The following is a 17,990-nucleotide window of genomic DNA, read 5'->3' as shown; positions in this document are numbered from 1 at the left end:
GTATCTTCACGCAAATGACGGACAGGAGGAACTGTTGCCTGGCAAAAGGGCCAAGGATGAGCGTCCCCACGCAAGCGTGGAAACGATCTCTATCCTGAGCAAGCACAGATTTTACTGCTTGTCAGCGGCCGCCAGTTCAGTGCGGCACCCGGCGAACATATCCAGGCTTGGGTTGTAGACCTGAGTGTCGACTTTCAACAAGCCGAGCATTGAATGAAAGAGATTGTCCTGGCTCAACGGCGCATTGCGCTGTTTGGCCAGGCACTCCGGGCTGACTGCAAAGGACTTCTGATAGGTATCGGACAACCAGATAAGCATCGGCACATGCTTTTGCTGATCAGGAGCCAGCACATACGGTGTGCCGTGCAAGAACAAATTGTACTCGCCAAGCGACTCACCATGGTCCGACAGGTACACCATGGCAGTGTCGACCTTGTTTTGATTACTGCGCAACAGATCAATCAACGTGGCCAGTACGTGATCGGTATACAACAGTGTGTTGTCGTAGGCATTGACGATGCTGTCCCGGCTGCAATTGTTCAAGGCATTGCTTTCACACACCTGCGTAAACTTTTCAAACTCTTTAGGGTAACGCTTGAAGTATTCAGGGCCATGGCTACCCATCTGGTGCAGCACCAGAACAGTGTCCTTGTCGAGGCTGTCGATAAAACCCTGCAGGTTTTGCAACAGTATCTCGTCGCGGCATTCATGGCTGTTGCACAACAACGGGTCCTTGAGATTACTGACATCCTGGAAGGTCACTCGATCACAGGTCCCTTTGCAGCCCGCCTGATTATCACGCCACACCACTTCTATACCGGCACGCTTCAGGACATCCAGCAAACCTTCCTGATTACGGGCCTTGGTTGCGTTGTAGTTCTTTCGACCCATGTTGGAGAACTTGCACGGCACCGACACTGCGGTTTCGGTGCCGCACGAGTAAACATCGGTAAACGCCACCAACCCGCTCTCCTTGTTCAGGTTGGGCGTGGTGTCGCGACCATAGCCAAGAATTCCGAAGTTTCCGGCACGGGCACTTTCACCCACGACCAGTACGGTCAAAGACTTGCGGGCATGCGTGGCCCAGTCCGCCGACCGCTTGGCGTCCTCGCCAATCTTGACGAACGGGCGCTGTGCGGAGATCACTTGCTCGCTCAGGTAGCCAAGCGAGGCACCGATGTAATTGCTTGGCACGACCATCAGGCGCAATTCGTGATGGTTGCGGAACAACGAGGACAAACCTTGATAATTCGCCAGCGCAACGCCGCCTATTGCCACGCAACAGACCACGCCTACCACCAGCTTGCTGAACAGTTCCAGGTGCCAGCGACGGTAGCTGATCGGCAGTTTCCATAGAATCAGCGAAGGCAGTACGCCCAACAGAACGATATACAACGCCAGTTTAAAAGACAGCAGCCCTTGCACTTCCGTCACGTTGGTTTCGGCGAAGTTTCGGAACATCCCGGCGTCAATCATGACACCGTACTCGGTCATGAAATACACCACCCCGGCGCTGATCATAAACAGAGCGATCACCACAGGCTTAAACACACGGCGAAATGCCAACAGCGTCAGAACGATATTGAATACGCAGAAAATCATCAGCCCGAATGCAAAGCGCATGGCCAGACCTTTGGCATCGGAGCTGGTAATCGCGAAAAGATGCTGCCACAGATTTATATTGAAACCCAGTAACAGAAAGGCACTGGTAAGTAAGGTAACAACCTCTGGACGAACAGCTCTGGGTGTCGGCATCGTGGTCTGCTTATCGAATTAATATGCATCGGGCATTCAGAAGCCAGATAACTCCCGATGGCGCGCACTCTAGGCAGCGCTTCATCAATTTTATGTGAAAACGGTGAGAGGATTGGGTTGAATGAAGCTTATTTCACCGTGAAGCAATACGCGCCCATAAACGTGCAGTTACCCCGCCAACAAAGCGTCTGCGCAAGCAAGCTCGCGCAGACGCTGTCACTCTGGAAACGCTCGATCAGACCGAACGACGGCGATAGGCACGATAGCCCGGCAGCCAGAAATTACGCTCGATGGCTTCAAGCAGTGCCTCTTCGGAAGTTTCCAGTGCCAAGCCTTCAGCCTGGGCCTCTTTGGCAACAGCCAGCGCAATTTTGCGGCTCACCTGCTGGATCTCCTTGAGCGGCGGCAACACCGCATCGCCCTGCCCCGTGACCATCGGCGAACACTCGGCCAGCGCATTGGATGCCGCCATCAGCATACGGTCGGTGATGCGCGACGCCTTGCAAGCCACCACGCCGAGGCCGATGCCCGGAAAGATATAGGAGTTGTTGCACTGAGCGATGTGCACGGTGCGACCGTTGATCTCCACCGGCGCGAACGGACTGCCGGTAGCAACCAGCGCATTGCCATCCGTCCAGCGCAGGATTTCTTCCGGCGTGGCTTCTACCTTGGAAGTCGGATTGGATAGCGGCATTACCAGTGGTTTGGCGCAATGCTTGTGCAGTTCGCGAATCACTTGTTCGGTGAACAGACCACGCTGCCCGGACACGCCAATCAACACCGTAGCCCCGGCGTTCGTCACCACGTCGAGCAACTGCGGGAAGGCTTCTGTGCCAGCAGCCCAGCCAGACACATCGGCGGTCTTCTGCGCCAGACGCTTCTGGAAATCGAGCAGATTGTCCATACCCTCGGTCAGCAGGCCGAAGCGATCAACCATGAAGATTCGTTTGCGCGCTTCGCTTTCACTCAGGCCTTCAATGCGCATCGCTGCGATGATGTGCTCGGCAATACCGCAGCCCGCCGAACCGGCACCGACAAACACCACTTTCTGCTGGCCAAGGGTTTCATTCTTGGCCTTGCAGGCCGCCAGCAATGTACCCACCGCAACCGACGCAGTGCCCTGAATGTCATCGTTGAAGCAGCACAGCTCATCCCGATACTTCTCAAGCAACGGCATGGCGTTGGACTGGGCAAAATCTTCAAACTGCAACAGCACATCCGGCCATCGACGCTGTACGGCATCGATGAACAGTGCGATGAAGTCTTCGTATTCCTTGCCCGATACCCGCTCGTGACGCCAGCCCATGTACATCGGGTCGTCCAGCAGCTCACGGTTGTTGGTGCCGACATCCAGCACGATCGGCAGCGTGTACGCCGGGCTGATGCCGCCACAGGCGGTGTACAGCGACAGTTTGCCAATCGGAATGCCCATGCCGCCGATGCCCTGATCGCCCAGACCGAGAATTCGCTCGCTGTCGGTCACGACAATGATTTTGATCCGGTCTTTGGTGGCGCTGCGCAGAATGTCATCGATGCGGTCACGCTCGGGGTAGGAAATGAACAGGCCACGGTGCGTGCGGTAGATCTTGGAGAATTCCTGACACGCCTGACCCACCGTCGGGGTGTAGATAATCGGCAGCATCTCGTCCAGATGCGAGTCCAGCAGGCGGAAGAACAGGGTTTCGTTGTTGTCCTGGATCGAACGCAGGTAGATATGCTTGTCCAGATCGCTCGCGCACTGCTTGTACTGGCTGTAGACCCGGGTGACTTGCTCTTCGATGGTCTCTACGTTCTGCGGCAGGAGCCCGATCAGATTGAATTCGACCCGCTCTTGCGGGGTGAAGGCACTGCCTTTGTTCAGCAGGGGCATTTCCAGCAGTGAGGGTCCTGCATAGGAAATATACAAAGGTCGCGAAGTTCTGGTCATTTTCTCTAATCGCCTTTTTCGTCTACTCATTAATTCTTTACGTCGACCGGGGCGGGCAGCCTGGCTCGTTTCTTGTTATTTTTTCTTGTCGCCAGTTCTCTATCAGGCCATGCCGAAAACCATTCGGCGTGTAAGGTCAGGGCGAACATATTACCCGGCTAAAGGCCCATTGCGACATTTTGTCGCGCAAAGAATGGCTAAGTGACGCTACTACTGGCGCAGCTTTCCAGACCAGCGGGTGCACATAGCACGCTGGAGACCGTCATCAGAATGGATGAGAATGCCCCGACGAAAGCCGGGGCCTGAAAAGGTCAGGACACGCCTGGTTTTTCAGCGATGAGCCCGATGGTGAAGCCGTCCACCGCAGAGATCCTGCCGCGCCACAACACACCTGCGTCGCAAATCGGATTACCGTCAGTGGAATAGGTCCGGCAATCCTTCAGGTGAATGAAATGGAATGCTGGCGTGTCTTCGGAAGACTCTCCCGGCTTGAAGGACAGAATCATTTCTTTCATCGTCGCGTCAGTGCCATTGGCAAACGAACTGAACGGCGCCGAAATATCGTCGGCCAACTGCTCAAAATAGGTGTCGTGAGAAATCAGGTGCCCGGAAACCAGATTCCCGCCCACCGACAGCGTCACGCCCAGCTCCACCTTGGTGTTCGCGACAAACTTGACCAGCCATTGCAGCAACCAGTCGATCTGCTTGCCCTGCCACTTGAACTGGGCAATCACATCATCATGGCTCTGACTGGGAGAGGGTTGCGACTTTTGTACCTGATCTACGTCCGACATCTGATAGCTCCTCGCCTCACAAAACGTTGAACCCAAGGTATAGATCAGAAAGGGCTAAAGGGGAAACCGGGAGGGGTGAATAGTTTGGGAGTGGTGATGGGGCGGCATCGTCCCGACTTCGCTCAAGCGTTCGGGGTTGCTGTCGATTTCCAAAAAGTGAATAGCAACTCGGCGAAAAGCACACAAATTTGTTGCGCAATCAAGGCCTCAAGTATACTTTTCAGAATTCTGTATACACTGTTTACAATCACCACCCGTGGAGGCCAATATGGCATCGCCTGTTTTGTCATTCCGTGTCGAAGAAGGCTTGGTCGAAATGCTCGACCAGCTAGCGCTTGCCACGGACCGTGATCGTCAGTACCACCTGAAACGTGCTTTGTCTCGCTATGTCGAAGCAGAAGCCTGGCACCTGAAAGCCATTGACGAAGGCTTAGCCGACATTGATGCAGGAAAGACGATCAATCTGGAAACGGTTAAAGCCAAGTGGGTAGCACGTGCCGCAAATCGAGTTAAGTGAAAAAGCCGATAGCGATCTGGAAGCGATTCATGAGCATTATGCGGGGCTGATGGGCCATCAGAGAGCTGACGAAGTCGTCAGCACCATTCTGGAATCCATTGAGCAGCTCGCAACGTTTACAGGTATGGGACGCCCTTCCCAAGCCCCGAACATACGCGAGCTGGTACTTACTCGCTACCCCTTCTTAGTGAGCTATGTGGTTCGCAGCCAGGTCGTGTTCATCGTCCGCGTGCTGCATGAACGGAACGAGCGCCTGAACACTTCAAAAATCCCGGATCAATTCAGCTAGTTCTGACCGGCCAGCTATCTTCGACTGCGGAAAAAATGGAGTCGGGGAAGGGGAAAATCTGGGAACGAGGTAGGTAGTACAGCCTAAAAACAAAAAACCCCGTGAATCAAAGATTCACAGGGCTTTTCAAATAATGGCGGAGAGATAGGGATTCGAACCCTAGGTACCGGTGAAGGTACAACGGATTTCGAATCCGTCCCATTCGGCCACTCTGGCATCTCTCCAACGGCGCGCATCATAACAGTATCAGCGCAGAAGGCGAAGCCCTTCTGCTGTTTTTTTTCGTGCTATCAAGCGCTTGCGTGTTTTTCCGCTTATAGCGGCACGCCCAGACGGTTTGCGACTTCTTCGTAAGCTTCGATGACGTCGCCCAGACCCTGGCGGAAGCGGTCCTTGTCCATTTTCTTGCGAGTGTCCTTGTCCCAGAGGCGGCAGCCGTCCGGGCTGAATTCGTCGCCGAGGACGATTTCACCGTGGAATACGCCGAATTCGAGTTTGAAGTCGACCAGCAGCAGGCCAGCGTCGTCGAACAGTTTGGTCAGGACTTCATTGACCTTGATCGACAACTCTTTCATGCGAACCAGTTGCTCGGCAGTGCCCCAGCCGAATGCCACAACGTGGGATTCGTTGATGAACGGGTCGCCCTTGGCGTCGTCCTTGAGGAACAGTTCGAAGGTGTAAGGATTGAGCCTGGTACCCTCTTCGATGCCCAGACGTTTGACCAGGCTGCCGGCAGCGTAGTTACGCACGACGCATTCGACCGGGATCATGTCGAGCTTCTTGACCAGGCACTCGTTGTCGCCCAGCAGCTTGTCGAATTGGGTGGGAATACCCGCCTCTTCAAGCTTCTGCATGATGAAGGCGTTGAACTTGTTGTTCACCATGCCTTTGCGGTCCAGTTGTTCGATGCGCTTGCCGTCGAACGCCGAAGTGTCGTTACGGAACAGCAGGATCAAGCGGTCAGCGTCGTCGGTCTTGTAAACCGATTTGGCTTTGCCGCGGTAGAGTTCTTCACGTTTTTCCATGATGGGCTCCGCTTGCTAAGTAGTTGGGCTAGGCGATATGTCGCCAGTCGAGCCCTGAATCTTGATCGGCCAGTTGCAGCCAGTCCGGGTCGCACCCAAGGGTGTCGACAAAACATTGCCGGGCCAGATGCGGCAGGTTGTTCTTGCTGCTCAGATGCGCCAGCACCAGGTGCTGAAGGTCCTGCCATCCCAGCTCGCTCACCAGGCTGGCGGCCTGATGATTGTTCAAATGACCTGTTTCACAGCCAACGCGCTGCTTGAGAAAGACCGGATAATGGCCTCGGGCAAGCATGTCGCGACAGTGATTGGCCTCGATCATCAAGGCATCCAAGCCTTGATAACGCTGCAATACGTTAGGGCAGTAAGAGCCGAGGTCGGTCAGCAGACCGAAGCGGCGCTTGCCGTCGTTGAAGACAAACTGCGTCGGTTCAAGCGCATCATGAGCGACAGACACCACATCGATGCCCAATGCGCCCACCTGCAAGCTCTCCCCGCCCGCCAGCAAACCGGCAACTTCAACCGGTTTTCGCATACCGCGCAAGGTACCGCTGCTGAGGTAGACCGGTACATTGTAGCGCCGCGACAGCAAACCCACGCCATGCACATGATCGGCATGCTCGTGGGTTACCAGAATCGCACTCAACTGGTTTGCAGCGACGCCCAGACGCGCCAGGCGGCGCTCGGTTTCCCGCAGGGAGAAACCGCAATCGACCAGTACGTACGTATCGTTGCTTGCGACCAGCGTGCCGTTGCCACGACTGCCGCTGCCGAGAACCGCGAAACGCACTTAACCCAGGTTGTCTTGAATAACGCTCAACACCCGACGCGCGATATCCGCAGGCGCAACGGTATTGATGTTCTTCTCGACGGTCACTTGAACGTTATCACCCACCTTGCTCAGGCGAACCTGATAACGCTCGGCACGGGCATCGATCTCTTCCTTGCTCGACTTGCTGCCAAACAGGCGACCGAAGAAACCAGGCTCGTTTTCAGGCGTTTTGGCCTTTTCAGCCAGGTTGATGTAGTACAGACCCAGGCTGCGGTTTATGTCCTCGACGCGCCAGTCACCTTGATCAAGCGCACGGCCGACACTCGACCACGCACGGTCGAGATCGGCACCGAGGTTCAAGACCGGGTTGCCGCTACCGTCTTCGCTCAAGGCAACACGGCTCGGGGTGTCGTAGTCACGTGCCGCCAACAGGGAAATAGAACCGCCCTTCTCGGCGTTGCGACCCATGCTGGCCAGCAGATCGTCGGTCAGCGCGGCATCAAGCCCCAGGTTGGTGGTACGGGTCGGGAACGCCACATCGGCAGTGCTGCCCGCAGGACGCTCGACGCTTACCACATAGACTTCACTGGTATTGCGCTGCACGCCCGGCTCAATACGAACCCGCACGCGGGTTTCAGCGTCGGCTGAAACGCCAGCGGCGCTCAGGCGCTTGGCAACCGAAGCGGACAGTTCATCAAGACGCTGCCACGAGGAGCTGAATTCGCCAGTCTGCGGGCGCTCTTCAGCGATACGGAAACCATTGTCTTCAAAGTATTGATGAGCCACCGGCCAGACTTCGGCTGGCTGACGCTGAGCCAGAATCCAGCGCGCATCGCCGCTTTTCTGCAGGCTGAAATCGCTCGACTCGGAAGTCGTGCCCAGTGGCAGAGGACGAGGAACCGTGTACTCGCCTTCTTTCTGGGTGCTGTCAGCCACATTGCGCGGGATCGGCAGCAACGGGTCGAGGCGCTTGACGCCGGACACATCGGCAGGCACCTGCATGGGTGGGGTCTGGGTAGCCTGGAGGTAATCGCTACCGCGATCACGGAAGTAACCATCTTCGCCCCAGAGCCAACCGCAACCGCTGGTGCTGGAGATAATAAGAGCAAGTGCGGAAAGTCCGGCCAATCGCTTCATTGCGTGATACTTCCTCAATTAAACCAGGACGCCGGACTGGCGCAGGGCCTGACGCAGCGGTTCGTGACAGGCTTCGCTGAGCCAGGTAAGCGGCAGACGGATACCGGCTGGCATCTTACCCATTTCATGCAAGGCCCACTTCACGGGGATAGGGTTGGATTCGATAAACAGGGTGTTGTTGAGCGGCATGAGCTTTTCGTGAATCGCCCGCGCCGTCTCGGCATCGCCACGCATGGCCGCTGCGCACAGATCGCTCATGAGGCGCGGTGCAACGTTGGCGGTGACGGAAATATTGCCCTTGCCGCCCAGCAGCATCAATTCGACTGCCGTAGCGTCGTCACCGGAGTACACCAGAAAATCACTGCTGACGCTGGCCAGAATGTCCTTGGCGCGCTGCAGGTTGCCGGTGGCTTCCTTGATGCCGATGATGTTTTTTACCGCAGACAGACGCGCAACAGTCTCTGGCAGCATGTCGCAAGCCGTACGGCCCGGCACGTTGTAGAGGATCTGCGGGATGTCTACGGCATTGGCGATGTGGCTGAAATGCTGAAACAGGCCTTCTTGCGTCGGCTTGTTGTAATAAGGCGTTACCAGCAGGCACGCATCGGCGCCAGCGGTCTTGGCGTTGGTGGTCAGCTCGACGGCTTCGCGCGTCGAATTGGCGCCTGTACCGGCGATGACCGGAATACGTCCTGCAACCTGGGCAACCACACGGCGGATGACCTCGATGTGTTCGCTCACATCCAGCGTCGCCGATTCACCGGTGGTGCCGACGGCAACAATGGCGTTGGTGCCCTCTTGCAAGTGGAAGTCAACCAGTTTGCTCAGGCTGTCCCAGTCCAGACGACCTTGTGCATCCATTGGTGTGACCAGTGCCACCATACTGCCCGCAATCATGCAACCGCTCCTGCCGGAAAAAGAGAGCCGTAATGGTACTGGCGCTATCAGCCTTGTACAAGCGAAGTACCGCGCTCTGAGCATTCCCCTGAGCGATGGTTTTCGCTACCCTTCGTCCTTTGATCGGTACTGGTCAACTGCGCACCTCGCTCAATCGGTCGAATTTGTCGCCAGAAGCCCTGCCCCAGTGCACTCCAGCCCCGTCATGGTACTTCCATGCAAGGCAGGCGCTCCGGGACCCGGGAAGGTATCTCGCGCCATCGATTGTCGAAACAGCCCCGCAAGTCCGAAAAAGTACCGACCGCTCATCGTCTAGGAATGCTGCATGTCGTCCACCCCCACAGTTCGCGAACAATTCCTTGTCATCAGTGCCCTTGGCGCAAACCCCATGGAGCTGACCAACGTCCTGTGCCGTGCCAGCCATGAAAACCGCTGCTCGGTAGTCACCTCGCGCCTTACTCGCCACGGTGAGTGCAGTGCGCTGATTCTTCAGGTGTCAGGCAGTTGGGACGCTCTGGCGCGCCTTGAAACCGGCCTGTCGAGCCTCTCCAAGAAGCATGCGTTCACCACCAGCGTGGTACGCAGCGCTACCCTGGAGAACCGCCCGGAAGCCCTGCCCTACGTGGCTTACGTCAGCTCGGCGTACCGCCCGGACATCATCAATGAGCTGTGCCAGTTCTTCATTGACCACAACGTCGAGTTGGAAAATCTGATCTGTGACACGTATCAGGCTCCGCAGACCGGTGGCACCATGCTTAATGCCACATTCACGGTGACACTGCCTGCCGGGACCCAGATCAGCTGGCTGCGCGATCAATTCCTCGATTTCGCCGACGCGCTGAATCTCGACGCACTGATCGAACCCTGGCGCCCACAAGCCCCAATGTAAGGAGTTCCCATGACCGTCACAGTAGATCAACCGGTTCCTGACTTTCAGGCACCTGCGACCAGCGGACAGACCGTAGAGCTGTCCGCGCTCAAGGGTCAGCAGGTCGTGATTTATTTTTACCCGAAAGACAACACGCCCGGCTGCACCACGCAGGGTCAGGACTTTCGTGACCATATCGCGCAGTTTCAGGCGGCCAATACGGTTGTGCTCGGTGTTTCCCGAGACAGCCTGAAGACCCATGAAAACTTCAAGGCCAAGCAGTCTTTCCCGTTCGAGCTTATTTCGGATAAGGACGAAGCCGTCTGCCAGTTGTTCGACGTCATCAAGCTCAAGAAGCTGTATGGCAAGGAATACCTGGGCGTTGACCGCAGCACCTTCCTGATCGACAAGGAAGGCGTACTGCGTCAGGAATGGCGCGGCGTGAAAGTGCCGGGCCATGTGGCTGAAGTACTGGCGCAGGCCGAGGCCCTGAACAAAGGCTGATATTCCGATAAGCGTTGCGGCACGCAAGGTGCCGCAACGATCCAGACTTGCTGCTTAAAGCAGTGGTGCCACAGTGGGTTCATTACGCGGCCAGGCATCGAGGACGGCCTTGAACAACGTGGCCAGCGGAATCGCAAAGAAGATCCCCCAGAATCCCCACAGTCCGCCAAACAGCAGCACGGCGCAAATGATTGCAACCGGGTGCAGGTTGACGGCCTCGGAAAACAGCAACGGCACCAGAACGTTGCCATCCAGCGCCTGAATGATGCCGTGGGCAATCATCAGGTAGATGAACTGATCACCCCAGCCCCACTGGAACAATCCGATCAACGCCACCGGCACTGTGACCACCACCGCGCCAACGTAAGGCACGACCACAGATATGCCGACCAGCATCGCCAGCAGCGCTGCGTAGTTGAGCCCGAGCGCGGCGAACGCGATGTAGGTCACGCCACCACAGATGAAAATCTCGATGACCTTGCCGCGAATATAATTGGCAATCTGACGCTTCATCTCATCCGCCACCCGGTTGATCAACGCACGCTCGCGAGGCAGATAGCCGCGCGCCCAGCGGCCGATCATGTGCCGATCCTTCAGAAAGAAGAACACCAGAATCGGCACCAGCACCAGGTAGATCATCAGGTTGACCAGCAATGGCAGGCTGGAGATCGAGAAGGTCAGCGCCAACTGACCGATCTTGCCCACTTCACCACGGGCGACTTCGATCGCCAGCAACACTTGCTCGTCGGAAACCAGATGCGGGTAACGTTCGGGCAGCAACAGCAGTACAGACTGCCACTTGGCAAGCATGCCCGGTGCTTCGTTGAACAGCGTGATCAACTGGTGCCAGAGCAGTGGTACCAGCACCAGCAGGAACAGCAGCAGCACACCGATGAACAGCGTGAAGACCAAGCCGACTGCGGCCATTTCAGGCATGCGCAGGCGCTCCAGAACACTGACCAACCCGTGCATCAGGAAGGCCAGCACCAACCCCGCAATGACCGGCGCGAGCATTCCGCCCAGGGTCAGGACAAGGGTAAACGCCAGAAACAGCAAGACCGCCAGTACCACCGCTTCCTCATCGGAGAAGTAGCGCTGCACCCAATTGCGAAGCACATTGAACATCAAACATCCTTTTCAAAAAAAACGGCAGTGGTGGTTCAAGCCTTGCGCAGCCAATAAAGATAAGTGCCGGCGTCGACCTCTTCATGCAGCAACTCATGCCCGGAAAGTCTGGCAAAAGTTCGAAAATCCCGCTGCGATCCGGCGTCAGTCGCGATCACCTTCAGCACCGCGCCGCTGGCCAGACGATTGAGTTCCATCTTGGCTTTCAGCAGAGGCAGCGGACAGTTGAGACCACTGGCATCCAGTTCGGCGTCGCACACCTCGGGGCGCACTACAGCGTCAGACATCGTTTCTCTCCAGGCGGACACATCGAATTACAAACCATGTCCGAAAAGGCATGGCGGATAAGGCGGCAAGAATACCTCACTCTGGTCAGCACGCCATTGAGCCAGCTACAGTACAGGTTCTTCTGACCAGAGCTTCGTGCATGAATTTTTTGCGTCCTACACTGCTCACCCTCGCTTGCCTGTTCGCTACGCATGGCATGGCTGATGACCTGCCTTCACTTGGCGACGCCAGCTCCTCGATTGTCTCTCCCGAACAGGAGCACCGTCTGGGCCGTGCGTGGCTGGGGTTGCTGCGCGGCCAGGTGGCGCAGCTGTCAGACCCGCAACTCAAGGACTACGTCGAGACCTCGGTGTACCGCCTGGCCGAGACCAGCCAGGTTCAGGACCGGCGTCTTGAATTCATCCTGATCAACAGCCCGCAACTCAACGCCTTTGCCGCACCCGGCGGGATCATCGGTGTCAACGGCGGCCTGTTCCTCAACGCCCAGACCGAGGGCGAATACGCGTCGGTACTGGCCCACGAGCTGGCTCACTTGTCGCAACGCCACTTCGCCAGAGGCATGGAGGCCCAGCAGCGTATGCAAGTGCCGGTAATGGCCGCGATGCTGGCGGGTATTGTCATGGCTGCCGCAGGTGCCGGTGATGCCGGTATCGCAACCATCGCCGGCTCACAGGCGGCTGCAATCCAGGAGCAACGTCGCTTTTCGCGCCAGAACGAGCAGGAGGCCGACCGTATCGGCATTCTCAATCTGGAGAAGGCCGGCTATGACCCGCGCAACATGCCCACCATGTTCGAGCGTTTAATGCGTCAGTATCGGTTTGATGCAAGGCCACCAGAGTTTCTGCTGACTCACCCGGTGAGCGAATCGCGGATCGCCGACACACGCAACCGCGCCGAGCAGGCCAAGCCTGGCGGCAAGGAAGACAGTCTGCTGTATCAACTGATGCGTGCCCGCGTTGCGTTGATATACGAAGAAACGCCAGGTATTGCCGCCAAGCGTTTTCGTGCGCAACTGGTTGAAAACCCGAAATCCGATCCAGCTCGCTATGGTCTGGCCATCGCGCAGATCAAGGGTGGGCAACTGAACGAAGCCAGAGAAGCCCTCAAGCCATTACTCGAAAAAGCGCCAAACGACATCACCTACAATCTGACGCAGATCGACCTGGACATCACCAATAACCGCTTGGCCGATGCCCAGCAACGGGTCGATCGCATGCTGACGCTGTACCCCGGCAGCTACCCGCTCAATGACGTGCGCATTGACGTGCTGCTCAAGCAGAACCGCACCGCCGAAGCTGAAAAAAGCCTTGAAGCGCTGCTCAAGACCCGCCCGGATGATCCCGACATCTGGTACGTCGTGGCGGAAACCCGTGGCCTGAACGGCAACACCATCGGCCTGCATCAGGCGCGCGCCGAATATTTCGCACTGGTCGGCGATTTCCGTCAGGCAATCCAGCAACTGGACTTTGCCAAACGCCGTGCGGCCAACAACTTCCAGTTGGCGTCACGCATCGACGCACGGCAAAAGGATCTGATTGAACAAGAGCGGATGGTCAAGGACATGATGAACTGATGTCCGAATGAGAAAGCCCGACACAAGCGTCGGGCTTTCTCATCGCCGCTGTCAGGCATTACCCGCTTGTCGCAAGCGCGCCGCCTGAGTGAAGTCCAGCATGCGCTGCAACGGACGTACGGCGTTGGGGATCAGCGCCGGGTCAACGAATATCTCATTGCTACCCTCGCGCAGGCACTGCAAGGTGCGCTCAAGCGTATTCATCGCCATCCACGGACAATGTGCACAGCTTCGGCATGCAGCGCCATTACCGGCCGTAGGCGCCTCGATGAAGATCTTGTCCGGGCACAGCTGCTGCATCTTGTAGAAGATGCCCCGGTCGGTGGCCACAATGAACGTCTTGTTGGGCAAGCGCTGCGCGGCGGCAATCATCTGACTGGTGGAGCCGACCACGTCAGCCAGCTCGATCACTGCTTCCGGCGATTCCGGGTGAACCAGAATCGCAGCCTCGGGATACAAGGCTTTCATGTCTTCAAGCTGCTTGGATTTGAATTCTTCGTGGACAATGCAGGCACCGTCCCACAGCAACATATCGGCACCGGTTTCACGCTGGATATAGCGGCCCAGATGCTTGTCTGGAGCCCAGATGATTTTCTCGCCGTTGTCCATCAGGCTTTCGACGATATCCAGCGCACAGCCAGAGGTCACTACCCAGTCCGCACGGGCTTTGACCGCTGCAGAGGTGTTGGCATACACCACCACGGTACGCTCCGGGTGCTGATCGCAGAACGCGGAAAACTCATCGACCGGGCACCCTACGTCAAGCGAACAGGTGGCTTCGAGCGTTGGCATGAACACGCGTTTTTCCGGGTTGAGAATCTTCGCGGTTTCGCCCATGAAACGCACGCCTGCGACCAATACAGTACTGGCAGCGTGGTTATTGCTGAAGCGGGCCATTTCCAGAGAGTCGGCCACGCAACCGCCGGTTTCCTCGGCCAGGGCCTGAATGACCGGGTCGCAATAATAGTGAGCAACCAGCACGGCATCCTGCTTCTTGAGTTCGGCAGCAATGTCGGCTCGGTAACGCGCCTGCTCTGCCGGGCTCAGCGCTTTGGGCTGCTTCGCATCGAGATGAGCCTGCACCAGGAAACGTTCGGAGATCTGTGTCATGTTCGCGGGACCTGAAGGCGCTAGAGCGCGAAAGGCAAGTTTACACCCGAAATACAGGCAATAAAAAAGCCGGAAACCCTTATCAACCAAGGCCCTCCAGCTTTACGCATACATCGCCTGACAAAGGCTGCGCCATGTGCAATCAAGCATATGGCTGATATTCAGTAAATATCGGCCCGACTTCTGAAGGCGCGCCGATTCTAACGCCAAAAAACCGATTTACCAGAAGTTTCTGGCTTGCCCATAGCCGATGAGAATCGTTCTTGAAACCGTCTAGAGATCCATTAATAACGAAACATGACAAAGAAATAATTTGTAGCGACTTTCTATTTGACACATCTCTAAAATATCTTGGCCGACCCAACATGGTTACTCACTATCACAGGTCTCATAGATGCCAGGTCCCCTACACTTCGCCATGAACACTTTTCGGCAGACCTCCTGGATGGCCGCTTCCGCGGCTATGTCACTGACCCTCATACTGCCCGCGCAGGCGGCCAGTGAGGCAGCCGTGGTGACGCCATGGGGCACTATAAGCGAGCCAACCAGCCCACCAGTCTGTAAGCAACTTCAAGCGCACCTGACTCCCAGAGACGGCTCGCTGGACAGCGCTGACGGTTCGGCGCTCGACTCCAGGCCTGACCAGGAGAATATCCAGAATGCAATCAATGGGTGTGCTGCCGGACAAGCTGTAAAGCTTGTAAAAGGTGACGGCGACAACTCGGCATTCCTCAGCGGGCCGCTGCAATTGAAATCCGGCGTCACGCTCTGGATAGACGAGGGCGTAACGTTGTTTGCGTCACGTAACCCCAAGGACTACGACAACGGCAAAGGCACTTGCGGCGTGACTACAGTTGCCAATCAGGATGCCTGCAGTTCACTGATTTCGGCCAAAAACACCCACTCCAGCGGCGTCATAGGCAAAGGCGTTATCGATGGTCGCGGCGGCAGTCTGCTTACCGCCGGGGCGAATGCCAATCTGCGCAGCTGGTGGGACCTTGTTTATCAGAAGACCTTGTCCAACGTTTATCAACAAACGCCGCGCCTTATACAGGTCAGTGGCGGAACGGACTTCGTTATCCAGGGGCTGACGCTGCAAAACGCTCCGGACTTCAACATTGTGACTGACGGCGTGACCGGGGTGACTGTATGGGGGATCAAGATTCTGAATCCAAGCCGGGTCTACAGCGTAGAGGGCTACCACTGCCCAAGCGGCTCGACGCCCGACCAGAAGACCCCAGGGACCTGCTTTACCCCGGAAACCGTGAAGAACACCGACGGCTTCGACCCCGGTCAATCGAACAAAGTATTGCTGGCCTATTCCTACATCAGTACAGGTGATGACAACGTAGCGATAAAGTCCAGCCGAATCTCCGGCAGTCGGGACCTGATGTTTGCGCACAATCATTTTTATTATGGCCACGGCCTGTCCATCGGCAGTGAAACCAACGGTGGCGTACACAATGTCAGCGTTGTGGATTTGGCGGCGGATGGTAGAGACAGCCAGGACGGCATCGGACTGAGAATAAAGACGAGTGCCAAGAACGGTGGAAAGGTAGACGGTATCCGTTACGAAAACGTATGCATGCGCAACGTCAAATTCCCGCTGGTGTTCGACACCAACTACGGCAGTGCCAGCGGAACCTCGTACCCCGATCTCAGCGACATCACCGTGAAGGGCTTCCACTACCTGAACAGTCCGCGATTCGGTGGCGGCAAAATGACCTTCGCCGGCTACAGTGACAATGGCCAGAAACGGCCGATTCTGATCACGCTGGATAACGTTGTCTTTGACGGCACTCAACCAGCCTTCACAGCGCTTACCGCCACCCACTTCACAATTGGCCCAGGGCCGGTAAGCTTCTTCAACAAACTGGTGCCTTCGATAAAAGACGACGTCACGGTGTCCGGCAGTCCAGGTGACGGTGCCCCGGTCGATTGCACGGCAGCGTTTGTGCCGATGAAATCAGTGGTGCCTTGGGCTCCGTTTTAACGGACGTTTGTTGTCGGACAGCGCTGCGGGGGCTTGGAGTTCCCCGCAGATGGCTGTTTGGTTATGGATATCCTCACGGGAATAATAAAACACCATGAGCATATGAATGCTGGAAAGCTGAAATCAGCCACTGAACAGGATGTTGGTGACTTCGGTCGGGACGATGGTGACGTCGCGGCTGGCCTGGATGGTCATGTAGCGGCCGCTTTCCAGCACGCTGCCCTTGGAAAACTCTGAAAAAGACTTCCTAATTTGGCAAAATCTCCGGACACCAGTCGCCGAGCTTTTCGATGATGAAACAGATGACCTTCGCCGACGCCGAGTATGCCGGCAAGCGCAAGCAGACCCGTAAGGAATTGTTCCTGATCGAGATGGATCAGGTGGTGCCCTGGAAAGGTTTGATTGCCCTGATTGAGCCCTATTATCCAAAAGGAGAAGGTGGCCGGCCCGCCTACCCACTGATGGCGATGCTGCGTGTTCATCTGATGCAGAACTGGTTCGGCTACAGCGATCCGGCGATGGAAGAAGCGCTGTATGAGACGACCATCCTGCGTCAGTTTTCAGGCCTGAGCCTGGAGCGAATTCCAGACGAAACCACCATTCTCAACTTCCGTCGTCTGCTGGAAAAGCACGAGTTGGCGACCGGGATTCTCGGCGTAATTAATGGTTATCTGGGCGACCGTGGCTTGTCGTTGCGTCAAGGCACCATCGTCGATGCCACGCTGATTCACGCGCCCAGTTCGACCAAGAACAAGGATGGCAAACGCGATCCTGAGATGCATCAAACCAAGAAAGGTAACCAGTACTATTTCGGCGCCAAGGCTCACATCGGCGCCGACGACGAGTCAGGCCTGGTGCACAGCGTGGTAGTAACAGCGGCCAATGTGGCAGACGTCACGCAGGTTGCCAAACTGCTGCACGGCGAGGAAAACGTAGTCTGCGCCGACGCAGGTTACACCGGGGTCGAGAAGCGCGAAGAACACGCCGGGCGCAAGGTCATTTGGCAGATTGCCGCCCGCCGCAGCACTTACAAAAAGCACGGAAAACGCAGTATTTTGTACAAGGCGATCCGCAAAATCGAGAAGGCCAAGGCCCAGGTTCGCGCCAAGGTCGAGCATCCGTTTCGGGTCATCAAACGCCAGTTTGGCTATGAAAAAGTGCGCTTTCGGGGCTTGGCCAAGAACACCGCGCAGATGGTGACGTTGTTCGCCCTGTCAAACCTGTGGATGGCCCGCCGACATTTGTTGGCGAGCGCAGGAGAGGTGCGCGTGTAATGCAGGAAATGGTTACCGCAAAAGGCTTTGCAGCGGCCGAAAGAGCTAAAAAGCGAAGATAATTGAGCAAATTTCGACATGCATCGTTTTTTGAAAAGTGCTGAGGACTCGGTAGCCGGAAAACATCCGGCTACTTCAGGCCTTC

General features: G+C 56.6%; 17 protein-coding genes and 1 tRNA gene. 7 read left to right on the top strand and 11 right to left on the bottom strand.

Annotated features, from left to right (window positions below):
- Positions 1-111: 111 nt before the first annotated feature.
- The 3 genes from LJU29_RS08460 to gvpU form a co-directional block, all read right to left on the bottom strand.
- Entirely contained in the window at positions 112-1,755 is a 1,644-nt protein-coding gene (locus LJU29_RS08460) for a phosphoethanolamine transferase (RefSeq protein WP_257112055.1), read from the bottom strand.
- 235 nt (positions 1,756-1,990) lie between these two features.
- A complete protein-coding gene (locus LJU29_RS08455) occupies positions 1,991-3,682 on the bottom strand; it encodes an NAD-dependent malic enzyme (RefSeq protein WP_054994888.1) in 1,692 nt (563 codons plus the stop codon).
- A gap of 311 nt (positions 3,683-3,993) precedes the next feature.
- Positions 3,994-4,476 (bottom strand): gas vesicle accessory protein GvpU, encoded by a 483-nt coding sequence (gene gvpU / locus LJU29_RS08450; RefSeq protein ID WP_002552597.1) that lies wholly within the window; start codon positions 4,474-4,476, stop codon positions 3,994-3,996.
- Positions 4,477-4,744: 268 nt separating this feature from the next.
- On the opposite strand from gvpU, the gene LJU29_RS08445 reads away from it, so the two are divergent.
- Positions 4,745-4,993, top strand: coding sequence for a CopG family ribbon-helix-helix protein (locus tag LJU29_RS08445; protein WP_002552596.1), 249 nt, complete (start codon positions 4,745-4,747; stop codon positions 4,991-4,993).
- Positions 4,971-5,282, top strand: coding sequence for a type II toxin-antitoxin system RelE/ParE family toxin (locus LJU29_RS08440; RefSeq protein WP_005760456.1), 312 nt, complete (start codon positions 4,971-4,973; stop codon positions 5,280-5,282). The genes LJU29_RS08445 and LJU29_RS08440 overlap by 23 nt, the downstream gene beginning before the upstream one ends.
- 134 nt (positions 5,283-5,416) lie before the next feature.
- Here the strand turns inward: LJU29_RS08440 and LJU29_RS08435 are convergent.
- The 5 genes from LJU29_RS08435 to dapA form a co-directional block, all read right to left on the bottom strand.
- A tRNA-Ser gene (locus LJU29_RS08435) sits at positions 5,417-5,506 on the bottom strand.
- A gap of 90 nt (positions 5,507-5,596) precedes the next feature.
- Positions 5,597-6,307, bottom strand: coding sequence for a phosphoribosylaminoimidazolesuccinocarboxamide synthase (gene purC, locus LJU29_RS08430; RefSeq protein WP_005760457.1), 711 nt, complete (start codon positions 6,305-6,307; stop codon positions 5,597-5,599).
- A 28-nt stretch (positions 6,308-6,335) separates the two neighbouring features.
- Positions 6,336-7,094, bottom strand: coding sequence for an MBL fold metallo-hydrolase (locus LJU29_RS08425; protein WP_005760459.1), 759 nt, complete (start codon positions 7,092-7,094; stop codon positions 6,336-6,338).
- The gene (gene bamC / locus LJU29_RS08420; RefSeq protein ID WP_005732873.1) at positions 7,095-8,213 is read right to left on the bottom strand and encodes an NlpB/DapX family lipoprotein; all 1,119 of its coding nucleotides are present in this window, start codon (positions 8,211-8,213) and stop codon (positions 7,095-7,097) included.
- An 18-nt stretch (positions 8,214-8,231) separates the two neighbouring features.
- The gene (dapA, locus tag LJU29_RS08415; protein ID WP_044345199.1) at positions 8,232-9,110 is read right to left on the bottom strand and encodes a 4-hydroxy-tetrahydrodipicolinate synthase; all 879 of its coding nucleotides are present in this window, start codon (positions 9,108-9,110) and stop codon (positions 8,232-8,234) included.
- A gap of 325 nt (positions 9,111-9,435) precedes the next feature.
- On the opposite strand from dapA, the gene LJU29_RS08410 reads away from it, so the two are divergent.
- Complete coding sequence (locus LJU29_RS08410; protein WP_003317383.1) at positions 9,436-9,999, top strand: glycine cleavage system transcriptional repressor; 564 nt, start codon at positions 9,436-9,438, stop codon at positions 9,997-9,999.
- A gap of 9 nt (positions 10,000-10,008) precedes the next feature.
- Entirely contained in the window at positions 10,009-10,482 is a 474-nt protein-coding gene (locus LJU29_RS08405; RefSeq protein ID WP_002552589.1) for a peroxiredoxin, read from the top strand.
- A gap of 54 nt (positions 10,483-10,536) precedes the next feature.
- Here LJU29_RS08405 and LJU29_RS08400 read toward each other — a convergent pair whose 3' ends face one another.
- A complete protein-coding gene (locus tag LJU29_RS08400; protein WP_004664275.1) occupies positions 10,537-11,607 on the bottom strand; it encodes an AI-2E family transporter in 1,071 nt (356 codons plus the stop codon).
- A gap of 35 nt (positions 11,608-11,642) precedes the next feature.
- Complete coding sequence (locus LJU29_RS08395) at positions 11,643-11,894, bottom strand: sulfurtransferase TusA family protein (protein ID WP_002552587.1); 252 nt, start codon at positions 11,892-11,894, stop codon at positions 11,643-11,645.
- A gap of 140 nt (positions 11,895-12,034) precedes the next feature.
- Between LJU29_RS08395 and LJU29_RS08390 the strand changes: the two genes are divergently transcribed.
- Positions 12,035-13,468, top strand: a complete 1,434-nt coding sequence (locus tag LJU29_RS08390) for a M48 family metalloprotease (protein WP_054994616.1) — start codon at positions 12,035-12,037, stop codon at positions 13,466-13,468.
- Between the two features lie 51 nt (positions 13,469-13,519).
- Here the strand turns inward: LJU29_RS08390 and nadA are convergent, their stop codons facing one another.
- Positions 13,520-14,578: a quinolinate synthase NadA gene (gene nadA, locus LJU29_RS08385; RefSeq protein ID WP_057423290.1), complete on the bottom strand. Its 1,059-nt coding sequence runs from the start codon at positions 14,576-14,578 to the stop codon at positions 13,520-13,522.
- 394 nt (positions 14,579-14,972) lie between these two features.
- Here nadA and LJU29_RS08380 point away from each other — a divergent pair, with 394 nt between their 5' ends.
- The gene (locus LJU29_RS08380) at positions 14,973-16,571 is read left to right on the top strand and encodes a glycoside hydrolase family 28 protein (RefSeq protein ID WP_257112050.1); all 1,599 of its coding nucleotides are present in this window, start codon (positions 14,973-14,975) and stop codon (positions 16,569-16,571) included.
- 293 nt (positions 16,572-16,864) lie between these two features.
- The gene (locus LJU29_RS08375) at positions 16,865-17,845 is read left to right on the top strand and encodes an IS5-like element ISPsy2 family transposase (RefSeq protein ID WP_054078085.1); all 981 of its coding nucleotides are present in this window, start codon (positions 16,865-16,867) and stop codon (positions 17,843-17,845) included.
- Positions 17,846-17,990: the final 145 nt, after the last annotated feature.

The sequence above is a fragment of the Pseudomonas ficuserectae genome (assembly GCF_024584585.1).
GTDB classification, from domain to species: domain Bacteria; phylum Pseudomonadota; class Gammaproteobacteria; order Pseudomonadales; family Pseudomonadaceae; genus Aquipseudomonas; species Aquipseudomonas amygdali.
This window is presented reverse-complemented; position numbering and strand designations above follow the sequence as displayed.

Bases quoted from the DNA above. Each gene is read 5' to 3' on its own strand.
- LJU29_RS08410 (WP_003317383.1), top strand. From the start codon at position 9,436: ATGTCGTCCACCCCCACAGTTCGCGAACAATTCCTTGTCATCAGTGCC.
- LJU29_RS08400 (WP_004664275.1), bottom strand. From the start codon at position 11,607: ATGTTCAATGTGCTTCGCAATTGGGTGCAGCGCTACTTCTCCGATGAG.
- LJU29_RS08460 (WP_257112055.1), bottom strand. From the start codon at position 1,755: ATGCCGACACCCAGAGCTGTTCGTCCAGAGGTTGTTACCTTACTTACC.
- LJU29_RS08445 (WP_002552596.1), top strand. From the start codon at position 4,745: ATGGCATCGCCTGTTTTGTCATTCCGTGTCGAAGAAGGCTTGGTCGAA.
- LJU29_RS08375 (WP_054078085.1), top strand. From the start codon at position 16,865: ATGAAACAGATGACCTTCGCCGACGCCGAGTATGCCGGCAAGCGCAAG.
- bamC (WP_005732873.1), bottom strand. From the start codon at position 8,213: ATGAAGCGATTGGCCGGACTTTCCGCACTTGCTCTTATTATCTCCAGC.
- LJU29_RS08405 (WP_002552589.1), top strand. From the start codon at position 10,009: ATGACCGTCACAGTAGATCAACCGGTTCCTGACTTTCAGGCACCTGCG.
- LJU29_RS08390 (WP_054994616.1), top strand. From the start codon at position 12,035: ATGAATTTTTTGCGTCCTACACTGCTCACCCTCGCTTGCCTGTTCGCT.
- LJU29_RS08395 (WP_002552587.1), bottom strand. From the start codon at position 11,894: ATGTCTGACGCTGTAGTGCGCCCCGAGGTGTGCGACGCCGAACTGGAT.
- nadA (WP_057423290.1), bottom strand. From the start codon at position 14,578: ATGACACAGATCTCCGAACGTTTCCTGGTGCAGGCTCATCTCGATGCG.
- dapA (WP_044345199.1), bottom strand. From the start codon at position 9,110: ATGATTGCGGGCAGTATGGTGGCACTGGTCACACCAATGGATGCACAA.
- LJU29_RS08455 (WP_054994888.1), bottom strand. From the start codon at position 3,682: ATGACCAGAACTTCGCGACCTTTGTATATTTCCTATGCAGGACCCTCA.
- LJU29_RS08380 (WP_257112050.1), top strand. From the start codon at position 14,973: ATGCCAGGTCCCCTACACTTCGCCATGAACACTTTTCGGCAGACCTCC.
- purC (WP_005760457.1), bottom strand. From the start codon at position 6,307: ATGGAAAAACGTGAAGAACTCTACCGCGGCAAAGCCAAATCGGTTTAC.
- gvpU (WP_002552597.1), bottom strand. From the start codon at position 4,476: ATGTCGGACGTAGATCAGGTACAAAAGTCGCAACCCTCTCCCAGTCAG.